The organism is Verrucomicrobiota bacterium JB022 (genome assembly GCA_030673845.1).
Lineage (GTDB): Bacteria > Verrucomicrobiota > Verrucomicrobiia > Opitutales > Oceanipulchritudinaceae > WOUP01.
The window spans coordinates 75,032-96,895 of record JAUTCQ010000012.1; the positions used below are offsets into that span (position 1 = coordinate 75,032).

At 62.6% G+C, this 21,864-nt stretch carries 19 protein-coding genes and 1 other RNA gene; 13 read left to right on the plus strand and 7 right to left on the minus strand.

All coding sequences use genetic code 11. From position 1 onward, the window contains the following. Window positions 1–67: 67 nt before the first annotated feature. The 3 genes from Q7P63_07310 (at window position 68) to Q7P63_07320 (ending at window position 7,087) form a co-directional block, all read left to right on the plus strand. The gene (locus Q7P63_07310) at window positions 68–766 is read left to right on the plus strand and encodes a hypothetical protein (GenBank protein ID MDP0499895.1); all 699 of its coding nucleotides are present in this window, start codon (window positions 68–70) and stop codon (window positions 764–766) included. Between the two features lie 118 nt (window positions 767–884). Continuing rightward, a complete protein-coding gene (locus Q7P63_07315; GenBank protein MDP0499896.1) occupies window positions 885–4,313 on the plus strand; it encodes a S8 family serine peptidase in 3,429 nt (1,142 codons plus the stop codon). A 98-nt stretch (window positions 4,314–4,411) separates the two neighbouring features. Beyond that, on the plus strand, window positions 4,412–7,087 hold the full coding sequence (locus Q7P63_07320; GenBank protein MDP0499897.1) for a TonB-dependent receptor: 2,676 nt from the start codon (window positions 4,412–4,414) through the stop codon (window positions 7,085–7,087). 129 nt (window positions 7,088–7,216) lie between these two features. Here Q7P63_07320 and ssrA read toward each other — a convergent pair. The 6 genes from ssrA to Q7P63_07350 all read right to left on the minus strand — a co-directional run bounded on the left by ssrA (window position 7,217) and on the right by Q7P63_07350 (window position 11,776). Then, window positions 7,217–7,572: a transfer-messenger RNA gene (ssrA, locus tag Q7P63_07325) on the minus strand. A 95-nt stretch (window positions 7,573–7,667) separates the two neighbouring features. Next, window positions 7,668–8,222, minus strand: a complete 555-nt coding sequence (locus Q7P63_07330) for a DapH/DapD/GlmU-related protein (GenBank protein MDP0499898.1) — start codon at window positions 8,220–8,222, stop codon at window positions 7,668–7,670. Window positions 8,223–8,242: 20 nt separating this feature from the next. Further along, complete coding sequence (locus Q7P63_07335; protein MDP0499899.1) at window positions 8,243–8,959, minus strand: dihydrofolate reductase family protein; 717 nt, start codon at window positions 8,957–8,959, stop codon at window positions 8,243–8,245. 24 nt (window positions 8,960–8,983) lie between these two features. Further along, window positions 8,984–9,352 (minus strand): cyclophilin-like fold protein, encoded by a 369-nt coding sequence (locus Q7P63_07340; GenBank protein ID MDP0499900.1) that lies wholly within the window; start codon window positions 9,350–9,352, stop codon window positions 8,984–8,986. Between the two features lie 166 nt (window positions 9,353–9,518). Then, window positions 9,519–10,697, minus strand: a complete 1,179-nt coding sequence (locus tag Q7P63_07345) for an NAD(P)-dependent alcohol dehydrogenase (protein MDP0499901.1) — start codon at window positions 10,695–10,697, stop codon at window positions 9,519–9,521. A gap of 176 nt (window positions 10,698–10,873) precedes the next feature. Further along, entirely contained in the window at window positions 10,874–11,776 is a 903-nt protein-coding gene (locus tag Q7P63_07350; protein ID MDP0499902.1) for an AraC family transcriptional regulator, read from the minus strand. A gap of 479 nt (window positions 11,777–12,255) precedes the next feature. On the opposite strand from Q7P63_07350, the gene Q7P63_07355 reads away from it, so the two are divergent. The 7 genes from Q7P63_07355 (at window position 12,256) to Q7P63_07385 (ending at window position 17,560) form a co-directional block, all read left to right on the plus strand. Then, window positions 12,256–12,651, plus strand: coding sequence for a cupin domain-containing protein (locus tag Q7P63_07355; GenBank protein MDP0499903.1), 396 nt, complete (start codon window positions 12,256–12,258; stop codon window positions 12,649–12,651). A 4-nt stretch (window positions 12,652–12,655) separates the two neighbouring features. Then, window positions 12,656–13,039, plus strand: coding sequence for a DUF2255 family protein (locus Q7P63_07360; protein MDP0499904.1), 384 nt, complete (start codon window positions 12,656–12,658; stop codon window positions 13,037–13,039). A 48-nt stretch (window positions 13,040–13,087) separates the two neighbouring features. Then, complete coding sequence (locus Q7P63_07365; GenBank protein MDP0499905.1) at window positions 13,088–14,494, plus strand: MFS transporter; 1,407 nt, start codon at window positions 13,088–13,090, stop codon at window positions 14,492–14,494. 13 nt (window positions 14,495–14,507) lie between these two features. Beyond that, window positions 14,508–15,242, plus strand: a complete 735-nt coding sequence (locus Q7P63_07370; GenBank protein ID MDP0499906.1) for an SDR family oxidoreductase — start codon at window positions 14,508–14,510, stop codon at window positions 15,240–15,242. Window positions 15,243–15,260: 18 nt separating this feature from the next. After that, a complete protein-coding gene (locus tag Q7P63_07375) occupies window positions 15,261–15,488 on the plus strand; it encodes a tautomerase family protein (protein ID MDP0499907.1) in 228 nt (75 codons plus the stop codon). A gap of 9 nt (window positions 15,489–15,497) precedes the next feature. Beyond that, complete coding sequence (locus Q7P63_07380) at window positions 15,498–16,589, plus strand: Gfo/Idh/MocA family oxidoreductase (protein ID MDP0499908.1); 1,092 nt, start codon at window positions 15,498–15,500, stop codon at window positions 16,587–16,589. Between the two features lie 239 nt (window positions 16,590–16,828). After that, entirely contained in the window at window positions 16,829–17,560 is a 732-nt protein-coding gene (locus Q7P63_07385; GenBank protein MDP0499909.1) for an SRPBCC family protein, read from the plus strand. A 75-nt stretch (window positions 17,561–17,635) separates the two neighbouring features. Here Q7P63_07385 and Q7P63_07390 read toward each other — a convergent pair whose 3' ends face one another. Further along, complete coding sequence (locus Q7P63_07390) at window positions 17,636–18,040, minus strand: four-helix bundle copper-binding protein (protein MDP0499910.1); 405 nt, start codon at window positions 18,038–18,040, stop codon at window positions 17,636–17,638. A 74-nt stretch (window positions 18,041–18,114) separates the two neighbouring features. Between Q7P63_07390 and Q7P63_07395 the strand changes: the two genes are divergently transcribed. The 3 genes from Q7P63_07395 to Q7P63_07405 all read left to right on the plus strand — a co-directional run bounded on the left by Q7P63_07395 (window position 18,115) and on the right by Q7P63_07405 (window position 21,864). Then, window positions 18,115–18,816 carry a DUF4396 domain-containing protein gene (locus Q7P63_07395; GenBank protein ID MDP0499911.1) on the plus strand — a complete coding sequence of 234 codons (702 nt, stop codon included), beginning with the start codon at window positions 18,115–18,117 and terminating at the stop codon, window positions 18,814–18,816. A 190-nt stretch (window positions 18,817–19,006) separates the two neighbouring features. Further along, a complete protein-coding gene (locus Q7P63_07400) occupies window positions 19,007–20,761 on the plus strand; it encodes a thiamine pyrophosphate-binding protein (protein ID MDP0499912.1) in 1,755 nt (584 codons plus the stop codon). 2 nt (window positions 20,762–20,763) lie between these two features. Then, window positions 20,764–21,864, plus strand: coding sequence for an enolase C-terminal domain-like protein (locus Q7P63_07405; GenBank protein MDP0499913.1), 1,101 nt, complete (start codon window positions 20,764–20,766; stop codon window positions 21,862–21,864).

Below are 21,864 nucleotides of genomic sequence, written 5' to 3' on the forward strand. Positions count from 1 at the left end.
AGTGTTGGGTTTTCTGATTACCCTCGCTTGGTGGCTTGATCCAGTTGTCATCAAATCGCTTGTAACAATGAAAAAAACTTCCGTCATCCTGCCCTTGGTGAGTTTGATCGCGGGCTCTCAGATCATTGCGAGTCCGTTCGTTATTTATGACGTGCCCGACATCACAACGGTGCCCAGCACGTTAACCCCGAACAGCGCCAATTCCAGTTTCTATGACAATAACGGCATCTGGTTGACCATGACGGTGCCGACGGTAACGGTCATCAGCGATGGCTCGTATCCCGGCGGGCCGGATGGCACTTTCCAGCTCAATACGAGTGACTTTTACCTGGACCGTTCGGCGCTGATCTACACTCAGGGGTTGTTTTCCAATGGTAACGATGTGGCGGTAGCCGGGGTCGGATCTCAATCCAACGCCCCCGCGCGTTTTTCCTTTGGGGATACCATCGACTCGTCCTCCCTGTTTACCGGCGGCTTCAACTACTTGGAGCTGGCTGGTGGCCCAGGAGATTCTTATGGCAACTGGAACGGTTATGGGCGTGGCGCGATTGGCGTTTCTTTCCCGATTGCCGGTGAGATCCATTATGGCTTTATCGATATTACGATGAACCCGGATGAAACCATCACGCTTCATGGTTATGCATACAACAGCGTTGCGGGCGAAGGGATTCAGGCCTTCGTCATCCCCGAAAGTTCGACCGTGAGCATGATGGCTGGCTTGAGCGTAGCGATGGGCGTGTTTTTCGTGCGCCGTCGCCGGGCATAAAGCGCCCTGACGTTGTCATTAGTTTTAGTCATGCGCCCCGCCGTAGATTGGCGGGCCGCATGTGGCTTGATTGTGGATTTTAATCCGGATATACCGAGGCTGGATCGCCGTTAATCCTATGCATACCCCATTCTTTTCTCGAAGCCATTTTCTGGGCCTGTTGCTGACTTGCTCGCCGCTGGCGTTGCCCGCCGCTGTTGTGACGTGGGACGTCAGCGACCAAAATCTGATCACCCCGCCTTCGGAGGGCGACGAAACAAATTCGGGAAATACGGCGATCGGAGTGTGGCTAAATTTGTTCAGCGGCCAAGCCTATGTCATTGAGGATGTGGCGGGCGCGCCTGGCCTCACGGATCTGGCCGACGGGCGCTACCAATTGCGCTGGAATGTCTATTGGCGCGACAACGAAGACGGCCTCCCATCTACGGAAGTGGTGGTACAGGGCGCGATTACGACCACGCGCTTGCTGGGGACCAATGTCGCGGTGACGAATGCTGCGCGCGGGAGTCCGGAGCGCCTGGGCTTGGGCGTGAGCATCCCGACGGGCACCGCGTTTTATCCGGCTAGCTATGTCGAGATGGCCGGCGCCTTTGGCGTCTGGCAAGAGCAGGGGCGCGGCTTTCTCGGCCTCTATGCGCGCCACCCTACCCTGCCGCAGTTTCACTACGGGTATGCGGATGTCACGATTCTGGAAGACGGGCGCATCCGCCTGAACGGCTTTGCCTATAACGACACGCCCAATACGACGCTCACCACGGCCTACATTGGTGCCGTTGCTCCGCTGCCCGCTTCCGGACTGAGCGTGACAAGCACGACCGCAACGACGGTATCCCTTGCGTGGACGGATCATTCGGACAACGAAACGGGCTTTAAAATCCAGCGCAGAGGCCCCGGCGAAGAGGTTTTTACGACCGTCGCGACGACGAACCCCGATGTGACGGCCTACACCGATGAGGGCCTCGCTGCGGCGAGCAGCTATACCTACCGAGTGGTGGCGACAACGGGCCTCGACGCGGCCCCGACCAACGAAGTCGTGGCGACGACAGGCGTTGTGACCGTGCCGCCGGCTGCCCCGAGCAATTTTGCCGTAGCCCCCGTCTCTCCGACGAGCCTGCGCCTCAGCTGGGTCGACAACGCGACGGATGAAGTGGGCTACCGGATCGAGCGGCGCACGGCGGCGAGCAGCTTTAGCGTGCTCACCACCACGGGCCCGAGCGCGACGACCTATCTGGATCTCAACCTCTTGCCGGGGATCGAGTATTTTTACCGTATCACGGCGACCAATGGGCTTGATTCTACCACTGTGACATCCCCCGCCAGCCGCACTTTCTCCACCCGGGAAAGCACCGGCGTCGAAGCGATGGCGAACCAGTCCCCCGAACTCAATGGCGCTGGCGTTACCGTCGGCTTGTGGGATTTGGCCCCCGCCCGCTCCACGCATACGGAGTTTGCCGGCGCAGGTGGATCGCGCGTCACCAACGTGCAGGGCGGCGAAGCGTCGGCCGATTCGCGCTCCAACCATACCACGCACGCGGTCAGCCTGATCGCGGCACGCGGGGCAGATGCCACCGCGTTGGGGCTGGCTCCGGCCGCTTCCGTGCAGATTTACGACATCAATGCCGATGTGGACGAATTCCGCTCGCTGGGCATGGAATGGCCCGGCCAAGCGGGCAGGCTGCAGGTCGCCAACGCGTCTTACGGCCCGGTCCGTGGCTGGACGCCCACCAGCGTCGGCTCCGTCACCTGGAGCTTCAATGTGGCGGAGGCCAACGGGAATCCGCAGCCTGTCGATCCGGCATTTGGGGCCTATACGAGCTTCAGTGCGGAGGTGGACGCGGCGCTGGCCGACCGGCCTTACCTGCTGCTGACGCGTCCGGCGGGCAACGACCGCGATGATGGACCCTCCTCGGGCGACCTCGTCTATCTTTCGACCGAGGATGCGAACGCCTTTACGGCCACGATCTATAACCCGACCCTGCACCCGGCCTCGGATGGCGGAAACCTGGGGGGCTATGGTATCGTTTCGGATGCTGCGGCCGCCAAAAACACGCTGACGGTGGGTGCGCTGTATGGTGCTCGTCGCGATCTTTTGACCGGTGCGCTGCTCTTTGCGGGCGACGAGACCGACTTTTCGAACTGGGGCCCGACTCAGGACGGGCGCATTAAGCCAGACCTGGTCGCCCCGGGGGTAAACCTGCGTGCGGCTGGCTACGCCACGGATGACGCCTATGTCACCCTCACGGGGTCGAGTCAGGCCGCCCCGCTGGTGGCCGGAGCGGCAGCGCTTGTCGTCAACGCCTGGGATTATATGGATTTGGGAGGGGCCTTGCGCGCGAGCACCCTCAAGGCGCTGCTCATCCACACGGCGGACGACCTGTCGACGCCCGGTCCCGATCCGCGCACTGGCTGGGGTCTCATCAACGCCAAGGCGGCGATTGATTTGGTGGCCGGGCATGTTGACAACGCCTCGGCGGGTTATCTGCGGGAAGGCCTGCTCTCCAACGGCGGCTCGGGCGACAGCTATCTGGTCTGGGCCGATGGCAGCGGGGAGTTGCGTGCCACTTTGGCGTGGACGGATCCGGCGACCGTGGACGCCGCTCATCCGCTGGTCAACGACCTGGAGCTGCGCCTGATCAATGCAGCTGGCCAAACCTTCGAGCCTTACGTCTTGCCCATCGCCAACCCCTTGTCGGGCGAAAGCAGCCCAGGCGCCGCAGCCGAAACCGGGCCCAATCACGTCGACACGGTCGAGCAGATCCGCATCGCGGCCCCGGTGGGTTACTATTGGGTGCAAGTTTCTGCAGCAGGTGGCCTGAGCGGAGGGCAGCAGGCCTACAGCCTGATCGTCTCCGGTGCGCAAAGCTCGCCGGAGAATCCCGGGCCGAAACCGGTCGAACTGAGCAACATCGGCGCCGGAGAGCTGGAGATTCGAGGCGGGCAGTTTGCGCTCGGTACTTCGGTCCAGTTGAGCGGCCCCGGTTCGGCGAGCGCCAGCGCGGTGACGGTGACGGAAAATCGTGTCCGCTTCCGCTACGATGCCGGGGCGGTGAGCGACGGCCTCTGGCTGATCACGCTGACCCAGCCCGACGGCTTGCAAGCCACCATTCGCTGGCCGGTTGGAGCAGGCACGCCCCAAGGCTACGAGACTTGGCTCCAGACCCATTTTACGGCGGGAGAACGTGCCGATGCGACCATCACCGCCTACGACGCGGATGCCGATCGCGATGGCTACTCGATCCTGGCGGCCTATGCCTTGGGTGCGAGCAGTGGCGTAGTGCCGACGGCCAACAAGCCCACCGTTTACGCAGTAGACTTCAATGGCCAACGTCACCTCGAAATTGCTTACACCCGCCTGCGCAATGCGGATGTGGTGATCGCGGCAGAGATCGCCACTTCACTGGCAGGGGCATGGACGCCTCTGGAGCAGGCGGGCACCGTTGAGGTCACGAACCTCGGCAACGGCACCGAGCGTGTCCGGGTGCGCATGACCGAGGCCGCGTCGACGTCCACTCAAGTCTACGTGCGCGTCCGGGTCAGCTGGCAATAGCCGGTTCACTTTTGGGCGCCCACTTCATTTCGCTGATTCTAGTCCATTAATCCTGCGGGCAAGACGCGCGTCTGCCCACCCTGAGAAGCTTTCTTGTGATGAACCTCCGGAAATTTACCGTGTTGGGAAGTTTGGCACCGCTGCTGGCAACGCCCCTTGGGGCCCAGTCTTCGGCGGATTCGGAAGAAATCCTCGACCTCGACGCCTTTGAGGTTGTCGGCTCGCGGATCGAAACAGTCGACCTGAACACGCCGAGCCCCGTCACGTTCATTTCGGGGGATCAGATTGCCGACCTGGGTTACGTCTCGCTGGGCGACCTCGTGCGCAACCTCCCGATCAATACGGGATCCACGATCGGGATCGAAGGGGCGGCGGTCGGTTTCAGCGCAGGCACCGCTGCGATTAACCTGCGCGGGCTGGGCAACAACAACACGCTCGTCTTGCTGGATGGTCGCCGCTCTTCGCCGGCGGGGGCCTCGGGATTCGACGGCTTTCAAACGGTGTTCGACTTCAACAGCGTCCCGACCGCCCTCGTGGAGTCGATCCAGATCCTGAAGGACGCCGGTTCGGCCGTCTATGGTTCCGACGCCGTGGCCGGCGCCGTCCAAGTCAACCTGAAGGAACGCATCAAAGGGACTTACGTCGAGAGCTCGGTCGGCAACTCGACCGAAGTCTACTCCCCCTATTATCAAAGCAGCCTGACGCATGGGGTAGAGATGGGCAAAGTGGATTTGCTGATCCACCTCGACTACCGCTTCCAAGGCCGGTCCAAATACCGCGACCGGCCCTTCTCCCGCACCGGAGACCAGCGTTGGCGGGGTGGGCTCGACCTGCGCAGCACAACGCCGTATCCGGCCCGCGTCTCCTACTTCGGGAATTTCTATACGGCGGCCGAGCCAACGACCGAACCCCGCTGGGACTTCGATTTCGGGCCCGCATTTGGCAATGTGACTGCGGAAAGCAATCTGGAGGACCCGCCGCGCTACGACTTCAATCAGGACGAAGACATGTTCCCCGAGTCTCAGAACTGGGGGGCCTTCATCCGCCTGCGCTTCGACGAAGACCTGGAGATCGAGCCCTTCTTCGACTTTTCCTTTCGCCAGAACATCACCGACTACATCGCCGCCCCCGTCGCCTTCCGGAATACCCTCGAAAATGGAGACGGGCCCGACGGCCAGATCGTCATCCCCTACGAGAATCCTTACAACCCGTTTGGCATCAGCATCGGCTTCCCAGACGTTTTGTACGAGGACATCCGCTGGCGTTTGACCGAGCTGGGCAACCGACGCTTTCACAACGTTTCGAACTACACCCGGGCCCTGGGCGGCATCAAAGGCGAGGCCGATCTGGGCCGTTGGGAGACCGCCCTCCTGTATGCCCGCAGCGATGCGAGCTATCGCACCGATCATGTCGTCTTCGACGCCGACCTGCAGGCCGCGCTCAACGGCACCTACCCGGGTTGGGAAGGCGTCTACGCCAACCCCTTCGGGCCCAGCGAGCCGGGGCTTTTCGAAGCGCTCGACCGTAGCAACACCAACGAGGCCACCTTTGCCATGGCCTCCTGGGACGGCTTTATCACCGGCGACGTGATGGAGGTCTTCGACGACAAGCTGCGCTACGCCACGGGCTTCGAGATCCGCTCGGAGACGCTCGACGACCGCCGCAGCGAAGTCAGCCAAACCGGCCAGATGGTGGGGGGCTCGGAAGGGGCCGCCTTCAAGGCCTCGCGCGATGTCTACGCAGCCTACGTCGAAGCGTCGATGCCGCTCCCTGCCGCAATCGAGCTGCGAGCCGCCGCCCGCACGGAGTATTACTCCGATTTTGGCCACACCACCAAGCCCAAGGTCGCCGTGGCCTGGACGCCTTTGCCGCGCCTGACCTTCCGGGCGTCTTATGGCGGAGCCTTCCTCGCGCCCAACCTGCCTTACCTCTTCACGCCCCAGCTTACGACCTTCGAGCCCGGGCTGATTCCCGACCCCAAGCGAGGTGGCGAACCCACACAAATTCAGGTCGTGACCGGTGGCGATCCCGACCTGGAGCCCGAAGAGACCTGGGTGACTTCCGCGGGGGTGCTCTGGCATGCACGCGACGACGGCACCGGCTTTGCGGTCGAAGCGACATGGTTCCAGTTCGAGCAGGAAAACCTGCTCCGCCGCTTCACCGCCGCTTTTCTGGTGGCCAACGAAGACTCCTTCCCGGATTCCGTCGTGCGGGCCCCGCTCGCGCCCGGGGCGCCCCCCGGCTCGTTCGGCTCCATCCAATACGTCCGCAGCACCTACCAGAACGTGGGCGAAGGGCTCTACCGGGGCTACGACCTCGACCTGCGTTATCTCTTTGTCTTCGAAGGCGGCAGCAGCCTCAACCTCAGCTCTTCCCTCACCTACGTCGATACCCTGCAGTTCGCGGAAGAGCAGACTTTGGATGATGGCAGCACGCGCCTCGTCGTCTCCGATTACGCCGGGGACTACGGCAACTCGCGCGTGCGCGGCAATCTGTCTGCCGCCTGGCGCTGGAACGATTGGAGCGCCAGTATCTTTTACAACTACATCGGCGCTTACGACCAGCAATTCGAGCCCGGCGAAGTCGATGCCGACGGTCGCATCAATCTGACCCTCGGCCATCAGAACGTGTTTGGCTGGGCCGTCTCCGTGAGCATCCGCAACCTGCTGAACGAAGAGCCGCCCCTCGATTTGTCCCGCGCAGAGGGCTACAACATGGCGGTAAACTCCGGCGAGAGCCGATTCGTCACCCTCAAGGTATCGCGCGCCTTTTGATTCAAGCGGTGGGGCAACAGAGGTGATACCTTGGGCGATCTATCACCATCCAAGGTCTCGCCCATCCCACACCAAAAAGATTCCAAACTAGTGAAAAGTCCGAAGCGATATTACAAGTCGTTGATACACTGGTGGAGGTGGCGGGATTTGAACCCGCGTCCCGAGAGCCTTCTTGGCACGCTTCTACAGGCATAGTTGCGCTTTTGGGTTTTCGCTGATCGGTTGCGGTGCAACGCGCGGCCGGGTCGCTAGCTACCGGTAAGTTACGGCTGCTTCCCCGGTGGCCCGGAAGCAGCTATATCCGCTAGTCGTCGGATTACCTCTTAGCGGACGTGAGAGGTTCTCCGCGCTGATAGGTTAAACTACGCAGCGAGGGCGTATTCTTGTTCGCCATTTATTGGTTTGGCCGATTTTAAAGGAGCCTTCGGCCAACTCCTGCCTGCCACGAGCCATTCCGTCTCAAGGTCGAATTCCGGAACACCCCCAGTGGTCTTTCACTAGGAAAGAACAATTTGAATCGACCAAGATTGCGCATAGTTGGCCTCGTGTCAAGCGAACGTCGACTTGGCTAAATATGCAATTACGGAAGCTCTTTGAGCACTTTGGCGGGAACGCCGCCGACGGCGGTGTTGGCTGGGACGTCTTTGGTCACCACGGCGCCGGCTGCAACGACTGCGTTTTCGCCGATGGTGACGCCGGGGAGGATCGTGGCGTTGGCCCCGATCCAGGCGTTGCGCCGGATTACGACCGGCGCGACTTGCAGGGTTCGGCGCTGGCTGGGATCGAGCGGGTGCCCTTCGGTCAGCACATTTACGCGCGGGCCGATCTTGACTTCGTCTTCAATCGTAATGCCGCCCATGTCGAGAAAGACGCAGGCGTGGTTGATGAAGACGTTGCGGCCTAGCTGGGTAAAGATCCCGACATTGATGTGAAAGGGGGCAAAGATCGTCGTGCTGGGGTCGATGGGGCGTGCCATGATCTCCGACAGGCGTTGCCGGAACTCGTCTACGGAGGTCGAGGCGTTGAGCGCGACCGACAGTCGCATGGTGCGGGCGGCCTGCTCGTGCACCAGCGCGAAGTCGGGGTCGTCGATAGGGATGGAGTGGCCGGCCCTCAAGCGGTCGAAGATGTGCATGGGTCGAATACGGGAGCGGTTTATGCGGTGGCGTCTTCCACGCGGTAGTGCAGCCAGACGACGCCTCCTTCCAGCGTCTCGGTGGCGAGGTGCCGGAGGGCTTTGCCGGCAGCCGGCAGGTCGTCTTTGGCCCCCAGATACTCGAAGATACCGGGCATCCCCGCCAGGCCGTCGATCCCGGGGTAGATGAGCACGCTGATTTCGTCGATCAACCCGGCCTTGAGGAACGCTCCGTTGATGACCCCTCCGCCCTGGAGGAGGAGGGTCTTGAGGCCAAAGGTCTCCCTGAGGCACTCGAGCGCACGAGGCAGGTCGTGCCCGTCCGGCCCGGCAAAGAGGTAGGAAACGCCGTCCTGCCGGAGTTCGGCCAGGTAGTCGTCCGATACCGCTTCGCCGAGGATGGCGATGACATGGTCGCCGTGCGCGTTGTCGCCGCCATAGTGGATCTTGCCGTGGGGATCGAGCGCGATACCGACGGCGCGGCCCTGGCGGTCGGCCACGAAGGTCTCGCGGGGGATGGGTCCATCGGCGTGGGCGGGGCGGCTGGAGGTGCCGGCGTATTCTTCCATAGATTTGCGACCCGCCATCCAGCCATCGGCCTGGAAGCGGTCTGCAATCTGGTCGTAGTAGGCAAACAGGTCGTCGCGGTCGATGCTGGCGGCAGGCGGGGTCCAGCGGTCAACGAGCAGTCGCCCGTCGATGGAAGAAATCATGTGGCTGATAATCTTGGGTCTCATGGCAAACGCCTTTGTTCAGAGGGGCTACGGGGTGTCGTCGCGCTGGATGTTCACCTGGGTGTTTCCTGCCGCGATGAGGGCCTCCAGGTCGCCTTCGATCGTGCCGAGATGGACCAGGCCCGAGGAATAGCTGAAGCCGCGGTAGAAAATCGCGAGGTTGCCCCAGGGGGCGTAGTAGGTGATGTCGCCGGCACGAGGTTCATAGCCTGCCGGGGCGCCTTGCGTCGAGAGCTTGCGCGGCAGGTCGCAGATCTTCTCCGTTTTGGCGTAGTCTTCGAGGGCGACGGTGAGCGGCAGCAGCGTGAGGAAGTCGCGCGCGGCGGGGGTGTTTACAAGGGTCGCCTTCAACGTCTTTTCGCCGACGTCGATGCGAATCTTCATGGAGTCGGCCATCGGGGCTTCATCTGGGGTTGAGGAATGGGTGGGTGCCGCGCTCAAGCTGACTCCCCCTAACAGGAGGAGCGCGCAGAGCATCCGAAGTGGGGACAGCGTTGCCATACCGTGAGCGTGTGAGCGTGAGGCGAGGGATCACTCCCCCACCCTTTTCATTCAAAGCAGCTTAGAAGGTGGCCGCATCGATCACGTAGCGGTAGCGGGCTTCCTTGTTCACGACTTTGGCCCAGGCATCGTTGATCTCGGGGGCCTTGATCATCTGGATCTGGGGCAGCACGCGCTTGTCGGCGCAGTAGTGGATAACTTCCTGCGTTTCGGGAATGCCGCCGATCAGGGAGACGTCGAACTTGACCCGGGATTGGGCGAGGCCGATCGCGCTGACGTCGAACGCCATGCCTTCCGGCATCCCCACCTGGGTGAAGGAGCCGTGCGGTTTGACGACCGAGGAGTAGGCCGCGACGTCGAACTGCACCGGGATGGTGGAGATCATGTAATCGAGCTTGCCCTTGTAGGGTGCCAGCTTCGACAGATCGTCGACGAGGATGGCTTCCTTCGCCCCGAAGGCGAGGATGTCCTTCACCTTGCCGGGCGTGGTGGTGAAGCCGTAGACTTCGGCGCCCTTGGAGACGGCGAGCTTGATGGCCAGGTGGCCGAGCCCTCCGATCCCGGCGACGCCCACCTTGTCCCCAATGTCGAAGTTGGCCTGCATGAGCGGCGAATAGGTCGTGATGCCGGCGCACAGCAGGGGGGCCGCTTCTTCCAGCTTGATGTGATCGGGGATGCGGACGGCAAAATGGTCGCGCACCACGATGTTGTTGGCGTAGCCGCCTTGCGTGATGCCGGTGGGAGAAGTCTGGTCGGGGTAACCGTAGGTAAAGAGCGTTTTGCCGTTATCGCAGTAGTGCTCTTCTCCGTGCTCGCAATGGTCGCAATCCATACAGCTGTCGACCATGCAGCCGACGCCGGCCCGGTCGCCTACCTTGAACTTGGTGACGTTCTTGCCGACTGCCGCCACGATGCCCACGATTTCGTGCCCCGGCACCTGGGGATACTTTTGCGGGCCCCAGTGGCCTTTCATCTGGTGAATGTCGGAGTGGCAAATGCTGGCGTATTTGATTTCGATCAGGACGTCGTTATCGCGCATGGCCCGGCGCTCGAACTCCCAGGGGGTCAGCTTGCCGGAGGCATCCGTCGCAGCATAGCCACGCGATTTGATCTTTCCAGTGGGGGCCGATGGAGCGGATTGGGCAAAGGTCGTGTTTTGGGCGATCAAAAGCCCGGCTCCGGCCACGGCAGACTTTTGCATGAATTGGCGTCGATTCACTTTGCTGTTTTCGAGTTCCATCGGATTCCTGGTTTTGGTGGGTGGTGCAACGGGTTCGCTGGCGGGCTCATCGACGCCGCCTCGGGCTAACCCAGATCGTGCACCAGTATACCGCAGGCAGGGGTGCAAGTCGCCCAATCCGTTGCTGTGGCTGTAGGAATATTGCGCAAAAGCAGCGCAGGGGCTCGGCCTGCCGCTCAGCGCTGCCTGCGGTATTCGCTCGGCGACAGGCCGACGACCCGCCGGAAGACGTTGGCAAAGTGGCTGGGGTTGGCATACCCCACGTCCAGCGCGACGGCCGAGATGCTGTGCCGGGTCTCACGCAAGAGGCGGCGCGCTTGCTTCATGCGCACTTCCGTCTGGTAGGCGTATGGCGTCATGCCCATTGCACTCTTGAAGAGACGGTGGAAGTAAAATTCGCTCAAGCCAGCCAAGGTCGCGAGGCGGCCCAGGTCGAAGTCCTGATCGAAGTGCTGGTCGATCCAGTCGGTGACCTGGCGGAGCTTGTAACCGGGCAGCGAGGAAAGGCTGTGCGCGCTGTGGCTGACGACTTCCGCGTAGTTGCGCGCCAGATGCACCGCGATCAGCTGGGCCAGGCTTTTGACGGCGAGCGCGCTGGCCTTTGGGCTCTGGAGTTCGCGATAGACCTGCCGCATGAGAAGGCTCAGGGTCTCATCGCTGAAGCCGCAAAAGTCTTGCAGCTGCACGTGGTCGGCCTCCGCGCCAAACACTTCTTCGTATGCCTCCTGCAAGACGGGGACGGCAATCGTCACCATCATGTATTCGAAGGGTTCGCCCGAGAGGGCGCGCCACCGGCAGTCGTAGGGCCCTGTCGAGCCCGTCAGGAAAAACGAATCCTTCTTGATCAGGGTGCGGCTCCAGGCGCCGTCGCCTTCGCGGTCTTCCACTTCCACCTCTCCGGATATCGTCCACTGCAAAAGCGGCTCGCTCAGGCCGGGTGAGGTGGTGGTACCTTTGGCTGGGGCGGAGTAGACGGCCGCGCGGAGTTCGCGCCATGCTGGCCCTTGGGCAGTCGCGATGCGCTTGCCGGGGATGTAGGAATCAAATTCATCAGCGGATGTGACCTCTGGAACCAGCATGCTGGGAATGATGGGGGCGATCTGGCGGCATGGCAATGCTATCGCATCTCCAATCCCCCGCCCCTGCCCGCCCGCGACAAGCGGCCGCAGGTGCCCCCCTCGGGGCCAAAGTGTGTTTTGCGCAACCTCAGAACAGGTCCGGCAACAGGATGTTAGACGAGCGGCGCAGATCGGAGTATCATCCAGCCATGTCGATGGGCACCTCCGGCAATCTGGACGTTTTCCCCACCCCGGGGACCGACCGGCCTGGCCGAGAAAGCCGATCGTTTTGGCGCGCCACTTGCGCCCCAGGTTTATCTCCTCCTCCCCCGACCGGCCTCCTTGCAGGGCGAAAGGTCACCGACGTCAACTCAACGCACACCGACATGAATCGCACCCTACGCACCTTCATCCAAGCGACGACGATAACTGGACTCACCTTGCCTGCCATTCTTCAGGCCCAGGCGACGAACGCATCTCACCCCGAAAAAGAATCGACCATGAAAATCACACGAAACGGCGCACAAGAATCGGCCAAAGGCCCCGCTGACTGGTTTACCGGCAATGTCCGGATCGACCCGCTTTTCAGCCCCAACGATCCGGCCCGAACCGGCGCAGCCACGGTGACGTTCGAGCCCGGGGCCCGCACGGCCTGGCACACGCACCCGCTGGGCCAGACCTTGATCATCACCTCCGGCGTGGGCTGGGTCCAGACCGAGGGTGGCCCGATCGAGGAAGTGCGCCCGGGCGATGTGGTGTGGTTCCCGCCGCACACGAAGCACTGGCACGGCGCCTCCCCCAAGAAGGCGATGACCCACATTGCGATCCAGGAATACCAGGACGGCTCCCCCGTTACCTGGATGGAGAAGGTGACCGACAGCCAATACCAGAAGTAGTATCATGAGCGACTGGAGCTCAGAGGAGCTGGAGAAGATCCGGCCGGCAGACGATCTGCACATCTCGCCCTTCCGTGCCGACGGCAAAACCTATGGTACGCCTACCTGGATCTGGTCCGTCGTAGTCGACGGCCAGCTCTTTGTGCGGGCCTACCACGGGCGCAAGTCTCGCTGGCATCAGGCGGCGGTAACGCAGAGAGCCGGGCGGATCCAGGTGGCAGGTATGCAGCCGGAGGTGACGTTCGAGGAGGTCGACGATCCGCAGCTTAATGGCCGGATCGACGCAGCCTACCGCGAGAAATACGCCGAAAGCCCTTACCTGCCTCCGATGATCAGCGACCGGACGCGGGCGGCCACCATCCTCATCCAACCCAATCGCGAGGCCTAGCCTGAAAGGCGCGACCTCACCGATGGAAGGCATTGGAATCCCCTTGCCATGAGCACTACCGATCTCTCCTCACGGCGCTCCCCTGCTGCAACCCTTGGGGTGGTGGCAGGCGGCACCATGCTGGCCTTGATCGTGTTCACCCTGCCGTTGACGACGGTCGCGGCGACGGTCGCCGAATTGTCTGCGGGGCCCAGGGGACAGGCATGGATCCTGAGCGGTATGCCCTTGGGGGCCGCCGCCGGGCTGCTCGGGGCCGGGGCACTGGGTGATAACCATGGGCGCAAGCGCGTCTTCGTCGCCGGCCTCGTCCTCCTCGTGGCAGCGTCGATCATGGGAGCCCTGGCGCCTTCCACCTTGCTGCTGATCCTGGCGCGGCTGCTGCAAGGGCTTTCCTCTTCGGCCATGCTCGCCTGCGGGCTGGGCTTGATCGGGCAGGTTTTCCCCAGCGGGCATGAGCGGGCCAAGGCAGCCGGCGTCTGGGCTGCCGGGCTGGGGGCCGGCGTGGCCGTAGGGCCTATCATCGCCGCAGCGCTGCTGTCGCTGGGTGGATGGCGCGCCTCTTATTGGGTGATGGCTGCCCTGGCAGCCCCACTCGCCGTTGTCGGGCAATGGCTCTTGCCGGATACGGAGGCTGTTGGCGGGCGACGCGTCGACTACGCCGGCGCACTGGTCCTCATGCTCGGCCTCACCGCCTTTCTCTCGGCCTTGACGGAAGCGCGCCTCGGCCTGCGCCCGCTCGTGCTGTGGCTGCTGGCCGCCGGAGTAGTCCTGCTCGCTGGTTTTATGTGGATCGAAGCCCGGAGCGACAACCCGATCCTGCAGCTATCCCTCTTTCGACGGGCCGACTTTGTAGGTGCCACGATGGGAGCCTTCGCTTCCGGCGCGGGCGTGCTGGCCATCATGACGCTTGTGCCCACCGTGCTGGAGCAATCGTTGGGCGTGAGCCCGCTACTGGCCGCAGTGGTATTGGTCGCGTGGTCGGCCATGACCGCCGTCACCGCGCTTGCAGCCCAACACCTGCACGCGGGGCTCCGCCCACGCACGCTGCTCTTTACCAGTATGGCGGGTTGTGGCTTGGGGCAGTTGCTGCTCCTGCTGATCCATCCGGCCGGAGGCGTCTTGCGGGCGCTTCCCGGGCTGTTTCTGGCCGGTGTTTCAAATGGCTTCCTCAATGCGGCGCTTGGGCACCAGGCGGTGCAGAGCGTGCCGCACCACCGCACGGCAATGGGCAGTGCGGCCAACAACACGGCCCGCTACCTCGGCTCGGCCATCGGCATCACGACCGCAGCCATCCTGATTGCCCACGGGGCCGAAAAGGGCGGTGCGAGCGGTCTCTTCGAAGGCTGGCACCAGGCTCTGCTCGTCTCCGTGGCGTTCACGGCCGTCGGCGCGGCCACCGTTTATTTTGCCCGGGAGCAGGCAAGCCCTGCCGCTCCCCAAACCCAACCCCTCTAAACAAGAAAACCTCATGAACAACATCCAAGACAAAGTCATCGTCATTACAGGTGCCTCCAGTGGACTGGGGGCCGAGACCGCCCGCTACCTTTCCAGGCTGGGCGCCAAGGTCGTCCTCGGCGCACGCCGGATGGAGCGCCTCGAAAAACTCGCCCAGGAAATCGGCCTCGACGCCAAGGCGATCGTCAAAACCGACGTAACCGACCGTCACCAGGTCAAGGCGCTCGTCGACCGCGCGATTGAGCTGCATGGGCGCGTCGACGTGATCCTGAACAACGCCGGCCTGATGCCCAGCTCGATGCTCGACAAGCTGAAGTTTGACGAGTGGGACCAGATGATCGACGTCAACATCAAGGGCACCCTCTACGGGATCGCCGCCGCCCTGCCCTACATGCAAAAGCAGAAGTCGGGGCACATCATCAACGTGTCGTCCGTCGCCGGCCACAAGGTGGGCCCGGGCGGTGCCGTCTACGCCGGCACGAAGTGGGCCGTGCGCGCGATCTCCGAAGGCCTGCGCCAGGAAGTAAAACCCTACAACATCCGCACCACCATCGTTTCGCCTGGAGCCGTGGATACCGAACTGACGGACACGATTACCGACGAAGACGTCGCCGCCGGCATGAAGGAAGTCTACCAGCAGGCGATCCCCGCCAGCTCTTTCGCCCGCGTGATCGAGTTTGCGCTCAACCAGCCGGCCGAGGTGGACATCAACGAGGTGCTCTTCCGCCCCACCAGCCAGCAATACTAGGCTAGTCAGCATCCGCCGATGCCGCACATCGCCGTCAAAGTCATACCGGGCAAAACGGAGGCGCAAAAGCAACGTCTCGCCGATGCCATCACCCGCGACGTCGTGGAGATCTTTGGATACGAAGAGGCCGCGGTCTCGATCGCACTCGAAGAAATCCCGGCGGAGCGCTGGAAGGAAGATGTATATCTTCCCGAGATCCAGGGGCACCCTCAACGGCTGCTGAAGGAGCCGGGATATCAGCTTTAGAATCTTATCATGAAAAACGGATCTATTCGCGTTGGATTCATCGGCTTGAATCCCGACTCTCACTGGGCGGCCACCGCCCACCTTCCGGCGCTCAAAGCCTTGGGAGAGCGCTACGAAATCGTAGGGGCCGCCAACTCGTCGCCCGAAAGCAGCCAGCGAACGGCCAAGGCCCTCGGCCTGCGGCACGCTTTTGTCAATGCGCAGGAGCTCGTGACCTCGCCGGAGGTAGACCTGGTGGTGGTGACCGTGAAGGTGCCTCACCATCTTGAGCTGGTGACTGCCGCCCTCGAAGCCGGCAAGCACGTCTACTGCGAGTGGCCGCTGGGCAACGGCCTGGCCGAAGCCCGCCAGCTGGCGGCGCTCGCTGCGGCAAAAGGAGTCGTGGCCGTGGCGGGCACGCAGGCCCGCGCCGCAATCGAAGTCGAACACCTCCGCCGACTCATTGCCGACGGCTATGTCGGTACCGTCCTTTCCACCACACTCGTGGGTTCAGGCGGCAACTGGGCCGGCGAGTGCATTGCCGACCACGCCTACCTTTTCGACTCCGCGAATGGAGCGACGATGCAGGCCATCCCTCTCGCCCACACCTTGGCCGCTTTGCAGGACGTGCTCGGGCCGATCGACGATGTATCTGCCCGCTTCATCAGCCGTTTCGACAAGGTGAAGGTGAGCGAGACCGGCGAATCGCTCCCCAAAAACGCACCTGATCAGGTGATGATCCACGGGGCGCTCGCCAGCGGTGCCGCCCTCTCCGTCCACTATCGCGGCGGGCAATCGCGCGGCACCAATCTCTTGTGGGAAATCAACGGGACCTCGGGCGACATTCAGGTAACGGCGGGCAGCGGCCATGCCCAAATGGCTCCGCTGACGATCCGTGGCGCCCAGGGCGACGCCGAGGAGCTGGAGCTGTTGATGCCTCCTGCCTCCGCCTATGATGGCTGGCCGGATAGCTCGATCGCCCGCAACGTGGCCCGGATGTATGCCCGCATGGCCGACGATATCCAGCACGGCACGCGCACGGCTCCCAGCTTTGAAGACGCCGTCGCACTCCATCAGGTGCTCGACAACATCGAGCGATCGGCCGCCGCGTCTCACCCATAGCCAGACGGCAACTTTCACCTCAAGCGGAAGCCTCCGACCGGTAGACTTCCGCTTTTTTTGTTTCCCCTCGTGGTCGCGAGGCAAAGCGCATCTTGCACGAATGTTGAAGGAGACGCGGGGCGCATGGCTGGATTCCCCGACCGCCCAGGCCCGGGATATGCCACTCACGAGGTGGTGGCAGGGGCTGGTATATGCCGTGCTTTAGAGGAGACAGCACTAACCTCAACCCACATCACACCATGGATATCCCGTCATACTCACTTTACCCGGAGCCGCCCGCCAGTGGCTCCAGCCACATCAACGTCAGCAACCCCGAGCGGATCATCTCGGCGGTAGGAGGCCTTGCGCTGACGGCTTTCGCTTTCCGCCAGCGCCAACCTTGGCTGGGCCTCCTGATGGGCGCGGCAGGCGGTGGCCTGCTTTATCGCGGCCTCTCGGGCCATTGCCCGCTCAGCTCGGCGGTGGGGCGCGATACGGCCCCCACCCAGAGCGCCCGCCCGATCAGCGCGCATGTGACGGAAACGATTCTCGCCCCGCGCGAGGAAGTCTACCGCTATTGGCGCCAACTCGAAAATCTGCCGCGCTTCATGCACCACGTGGTGAAGGTCTCGGAATACGACGAGCGCACTTCGCACTGGGTGGCCCACCTGCCGGGCGGTCGCGGTCGCGTCTCCTGGGATGCCGAGATCCACTACGACGAGCCCGAGGAGCGTATTGCCTGGCGTTCGGTGCCGGGTGCAGCCGTAGACAACGCGGGCGAAGTCCAGTTTGTCGACTCCCCCGGCGGTTACGGCACGGAGGTGCACGTCCATATCTCTTATCGCCCCCCGGTCGGCGCCATCGGCCTGGTGATGGGCAAGGCGCTCAACAAGTCCTTTGAGCAAATGGTGAAGGAGGACTTGCAGCGCCTGAAGGAGAATCTGGAAACCGAGCACGCACCGGTCGAGACCGGCATGCCGGCGATGATTTAAGAATCTTCCAACTCTTCTGACACAAAAGCCGCCTTCCGATCTGGAGGGCGGCTTTGCTGCGTTTATGAGGTTGTCTTAGGCGGCGGCAAGGGCAGCCCGGCAGGCCTTTTCACAGGCGCGGCAGGCTTCGGCGCAGATACGGCAGTGCGCGTGCATCTGGGCGTGTTGCTCACACTCCTTCGCGCACATGCCGCAGGCCTTCTCGCAGGTCTCGACTTGCGCGCGAACCAGTGAATCGTCCCGCGCAGTTTGGGTGAGCAGCAGGCTGAGGGTCGTCTCGCAGATTTTGGCGCAGGCGATATCCGTCTGGATGCAACGGCGGAGCATATCCAGCTTTTCCTCCGCCAGGCAGGCATCGGCGCAGCCTTGGCAAGTTGCCGCACAGTCGCCCGTAGCCTTGATCAACTGCTGCCAGGCGTCGGTGGAGCCAAAGGGAGTTGGATGGGGATGGGTCGGGAGTATTTCGATTAAATGTTTCATACCATCCCCAACGTTTGCAGGTTGGATGCCACTCGCTCCTCTCACTGGTATGGCATATGCACCCAATCGGTGACATGAATGCGATTCGCGACTTCATCTCCAACCCTACCGTCATGAGCATCTGGTTGGTGCTGATGGCCCTCTCCCTTGCGGTCCTGATCTGGGATTTGGCAAAAAACAACCGCGAGATCATGCCCTTGATGAAAGTAGTCTGGGGGCTCACGGTGCTGTATTCGGGCCCCGTCGGGCTGGCGGTCTACTACTACTCGGGCCGCAAACAGATCGCGCGTGACTCGCTGTGGCGCAAGAGCTTCCGCTCGGTCTCACACTGCTATTCCGGCTGCGGCGCGGGCGAGGTCACCGGCCTCGTCGTCCTGACCGGCGTGCTGGCCGTCAACAGCAACCTGTGGGTGGGCCTCTGCACCTTTGTGCTGGCCTACATCTTCGGTTTTGGCATGACGATGGGGCCACTCCTGCAAGATGGCGAGAGCTTCGGCACGGCGTTGAAAGATGCCGCCTACAGCGAGTCTGCCAGCATCGCGGTGATGGAGGTGGTCGCGATTGGGGTCGACTTCTGGCTGGCGAAAAACGCCCAATTTGGCGAGCCGCTGTTCTGGTCTTCGCTTGTCGTATCGCTTTCCGTGGGCCTGATCGCCGCTTATCCGGTCAACGTGCTGCTGATCAAGTTTGGGGTCAAGGAAGGCATGCACAACCCCAAGGAGATGGCGAAGCATGCCCACCACGGGGAGGATGGGGGCCACGCCCATGCGCACTGAACGCCCACGGGTGCAGTGCGCCCTAACGCGGCATCAGATTGAAGGCAGCCTGCAACGGATCTTCTTCCGCTCCTCTCAAGTCGGAACCGCAGGCAAGTAAATAGCGTTGTCCAACGGTGATTTGGACCATTCACCACAGATTGGCGCAGGCCCTGCGCACTCCTAGCCAAACCTTCAAACTATTGACGCTATGGCGAAGACAGCAGCAGACATCCTTGTAGAAACCCTGATCGACTGGGGGGTAGAAGTAATTTTCGGTCTCCCAGGCGACGGGATCAACGGCATCATGGAGTCGCTCCGCACGCGGCGGGACAAGATCCGCTTCGTGCAAGTGCGGCACGAAGAATCCGCAGCCTTCATGGCTTGTGGCTATGCCAAATATACCAAGAAGCTCGGCTGTTGCCTGGCGACTTCGGGCCCCGGCGGCGTTCACTTGCTCAACGGCCTCTATGACGCCAAGATGGACGGCGCTCCGGTGCTGGCGATCACCGGCCACCATTACCATGACCTGATCGATACCATGGCCCAGCAAGACGTAGCGCTCGACCGCCTCTTTATGGATGTGGCGGCCTACAATACGCGCGTAATGGGGCCTGAACATGTCGCCAACGTCACCCAAATGGCTTGTCGCACGGCCGTAGCCCGCCGGGCGGTAACGCATATCAATTTCCCGGCCGACCTGCAGAGCCTGACCGTCGAGGACGGAAGCCGGTCCAGCCGCAACGTCCCGAAGCACGATCGTGGCTCTTATTACGTGGAGCCGCCCACCCCACAGGAAGCACACCTCAAAAAAGCCGCAGAAGTGCTCAACTCGGGCAAGAAGGTGGTGATGCTCGTCGGTCAAGGGGCCTTGGGATGCACCAAGGAGCTGCTGGAAGTCGCGGACATCCTGGGCGCGCCTATCGTCAAGGCGCTGCTGGGCAAGGCGGCGGTGCCCGATCACCATCCTTTGACCACTGGCGGGATCGGCCTGCTGGGTACCCTGCCCTCCGAAAATGCGATGCAGGAGTGCGATACCTTGCTCATGGTCGGCACGTCATTCCCCTACATCGAGTATTATCCGAAGCCCGGGCAGGCGAAGTGCGTGCAGATCGACATCGAGCCAGCCCGCATTGGCCTGCGTTACCCGGTGGAGGTCGGCCTGCCCTACGACAGCAAGTCGACCCTGCGCGGTCTCAAGGCCCACTTGAAGCGTCAGGAAGACCGCAGCTTTCTGGAGCAGCGCCAGAAGGAAACCCACGAGTGGTGGCAACTGATGGAAAAGCGGGGCACGCGGCAGGACAAGCCGATGAAGCCGCAAGTGGTCGCATGGGAGCTGGGCAAGCGCCTGCGAGACGACGCGATCATCACCAGCGATTCGGGCACGATCGCGACTTGGTTTGCACGCCAGATCCCGGCCAAGGGCAACCAGATGTTCTCGCTTTCGGGCAACCTCGCCACGATGGCCAATGGCCTCCCCTACACCATCGCCGCACAGGTCGCGCACCCCGACCGGCAATGCGTGGCGTTTATCGGCGACGGCGGCTTCAGCATGCTGATGGCGGAATTTGCCACCGCCGTGCGCTACGAATTGCCGATCAAGGTGATCCTCATCAACAACGGGACGCTGGGCCAGATCAAGTGGGAGCAAATGGTCTTCCTCGGCAACCCGGAATTTGAAGTGGACCTCGCGCCCATCGACTTTGCCAAGGTGGCGGAGGCCTGCGGCGGAGTGGGCCTGCGTTGCGACGACCCGGCGCGGATCGGCGAAGTGCTCGATCAGGCCCTGGCTTACCCCGGGCCGGTCCTCGTCGATGCCATTGTGGACAAGCAGGAGCCTCCGATGCCGAGCAAGATCAAGGTGGGCCAAGCCACGAAGTTCGCCAAATCGATGCTGAGGGGCGAAAAGTACCGCGAAGAGATCGTCACCACTGTCGCCCGCGACAAGGTGAAAGAAATGATCTAGCGGTGACTGCCGTCGAGCAGTCGATTACGCGGTCGCGGGTCCGAATTTTCAGGATCCCGACCGCTTCCCCGGAATCGGACGGCACGCTTGCGTGGGATGCGACCACGTTGGTGCTGGTCGAGGTATGGAGCGCCGAGGCCAAGGGCTTCGGCTACACCTACGCCGACGCCAGCGCCGCGCATTTCATCCACGAGCACCTCCTGTCTTTGCTTGAGGATGCCTCCGCGCTCACACCTGCGGCGCATCATGAAGCCATGCTCAACACGATTCGCAACCTGGGGCAAACGGGGCTGCCCATGATGGCGATTTCCGCCGTCGACACCGCCTTGTGGGATCTCTACGCCCGCTTGCTGGACCAGCCTCTCGCTCGCCTCCTGGGCCAGGCTCAGGACAGCGTGATGGCCTACGGCAGCGGCGGCTTTACCTCGTATGAGCTGGGAGAGCTGGAGAGCCAGCTGCGCAGCTGGAGCGAGCGCGGGCTCCGCGCGGTAAAGATGAAGGTAGGTCGTCAACCCGATCGCGACCGAGAACGAGTGGAAGCCGCTCGCTTGGTGATCGGCCCCGACACCGCTTTGATGGTGGATGCCAACAGCGCCTACACCCTCTCCCAGGCGCGCCAATGGGCGGAGGTCTTTGCCGAGGTCGGCCAGATTTCGTGGCTGGAGCAGCCGCTGAACCCCGCCGATCTGCCGGGCCTGCACGCGCTCCGCCCCAACCTGCCGCCGGGGGTGGAATTGGCTGATGGCGAATACCTCTACCGCAGCTCCGAAGCCCGGCGTTTCCTTGAGCAGCGGTCGGTCGACGTGCTCATGCCCGACGTTACCCGCTGTGGCGGCTATACCGGATTTCGGCGAATTGCCGTGCTGGCGGAGGCGTTCGAAACCCCGCTGAGTGCCCACTGCGCCCCCGCCTTGACGGTTCCCATTGCCTGCGCGTCGCCGGGGCTGCGGCACCTTGAATATTTCTACGACCATACTCGGCTGGAGGCGATGGCTTTCGAAGGCCTGCCCGAGCTGAAAGGTGGCGATCTTTACCCTGCCCTCGACCGGCCCGGCCATGGGCTGGAGCTGCGGGAAAGCGATTTGAAACCCTTCTCTCTCTGA

Coding starts and splice junctions, on each gene's coding strand:
- Q7P63_07315 (MDP0499896.1), top strand. CDS start 885: ATGCATACCCCATTCTTTTCTCGAAGCCATTTTCTGGGCCTGTTGCTG.
- Q7P63_07380 (MDP0499908.1), top strand. CDS start 15,498: ATGAAAAACGGATCTATTCGCGTTGGATTCATCGGCTTGAATCCCGAC.
- Q7P63_07400 (MDP0499912.1), top strand. CDS start 19,007: ATGGCGAAGACAGCAGCAGACATCCTTGTAGAAACCCTGATCGACTGG.
- Q7P63_07350 (MDP0499902.1), bottom strand. CDS start 11,776: ATGCTGGTTCCAGAGGTCACATCCGCTGATGAATTTGATTCCTACATC.
- Q7P63_07375 (MDP0499907.1), top strand. CDS start 15,261: ATGCCGCACATCGCCGTCAAAGTCATACCGGGCAAAACGGAGGCGCAA.
- Q7P63_07340 (MDP0499900.1), bottom strand. CDS start 9,352: ATGGCCGACTCCATGAAGATTCGCATCGACGTCGGCGAAAAGACGTTG.
- Q7P63_07385 (MDP0499909.1), top strand. CDS start 16,829: ATGGATATCCCGTCATACTCACTTTACCCGGAGCCGCCCGCCAGTGGC.
- Q7P63_07365 (MDP0499905.1), top strand. CDS start 13,088: ATGAGCACTACCGATCTCTCCTCACGGCGCTCCCCTGCTGCAACCCTT.
- Q7P63_07395 (MDP0499911.1), top strand. CDS start 18,115: ATGAATGCGATTCGCGACTTCATCTCCAACCCTACCGTCATGAGCATC.
- Q7P63_07355 (MDP0499903.1), top strand. CDS start 12,256: ATGAAAATCACACGAAACGGCGCACAAGAATCGGCCAAAGGCCCCGCT.
- Q7P63_07320 (MDP0499897.1), top strand. CDS start 4,412: ATGAACCTCCGGAAATTTACCGTGTTGGGAAGTTTGGCACCGCTGCTG.
- Q7P63_07370 (MDP0499906.1), top strand. CDS start 14,508: ATGAACAACATCCAAGACAAAGTCATCGTCATTACAGGTGCCTCCAGT.
- Q7P63_07330 (MDP0499898.1), bottom strand. CDS start 8,222: ATGCACATCTTCGACCGCTTGAGGGCCGGCCACTCCATCCCTATCGAC.
- Q7P63_07345 (MDP0499901.1), bottom strand. CDS start 10,697: ATGGAACTCGAAAACAGCAAAGTGAATCGACGCCAATTCATGCAAAAG.
- Q7P63_07335 (MDP0499899.1), bottom strand. CDS start 8,959: ATGAGACCCAAGATTATCAGCCACATGATTTCTTCCATCGACGGGCGA.
- Q7P63_07360 (MDP0499904.1), top strand. CDS start 12,656: ATGAGCGACTGGAGCTCAGAGGAGCTGGAGAAGATCCGGCCGGCAGAC.
- Q7P63_07390 (MDP0499910.1), bottom strand. CDS start 18,040: ATGAAACATTTAATCGAAATACTCCCGACCCATCCCCATCCAACTCCC.
- Q7P63_07310 (MDP0499895.1), top strand. CDS start 68: ATGAAAAAAACTTCCGTCATCCTGCCCTTGGTGAGTTTGATCGCGGGC.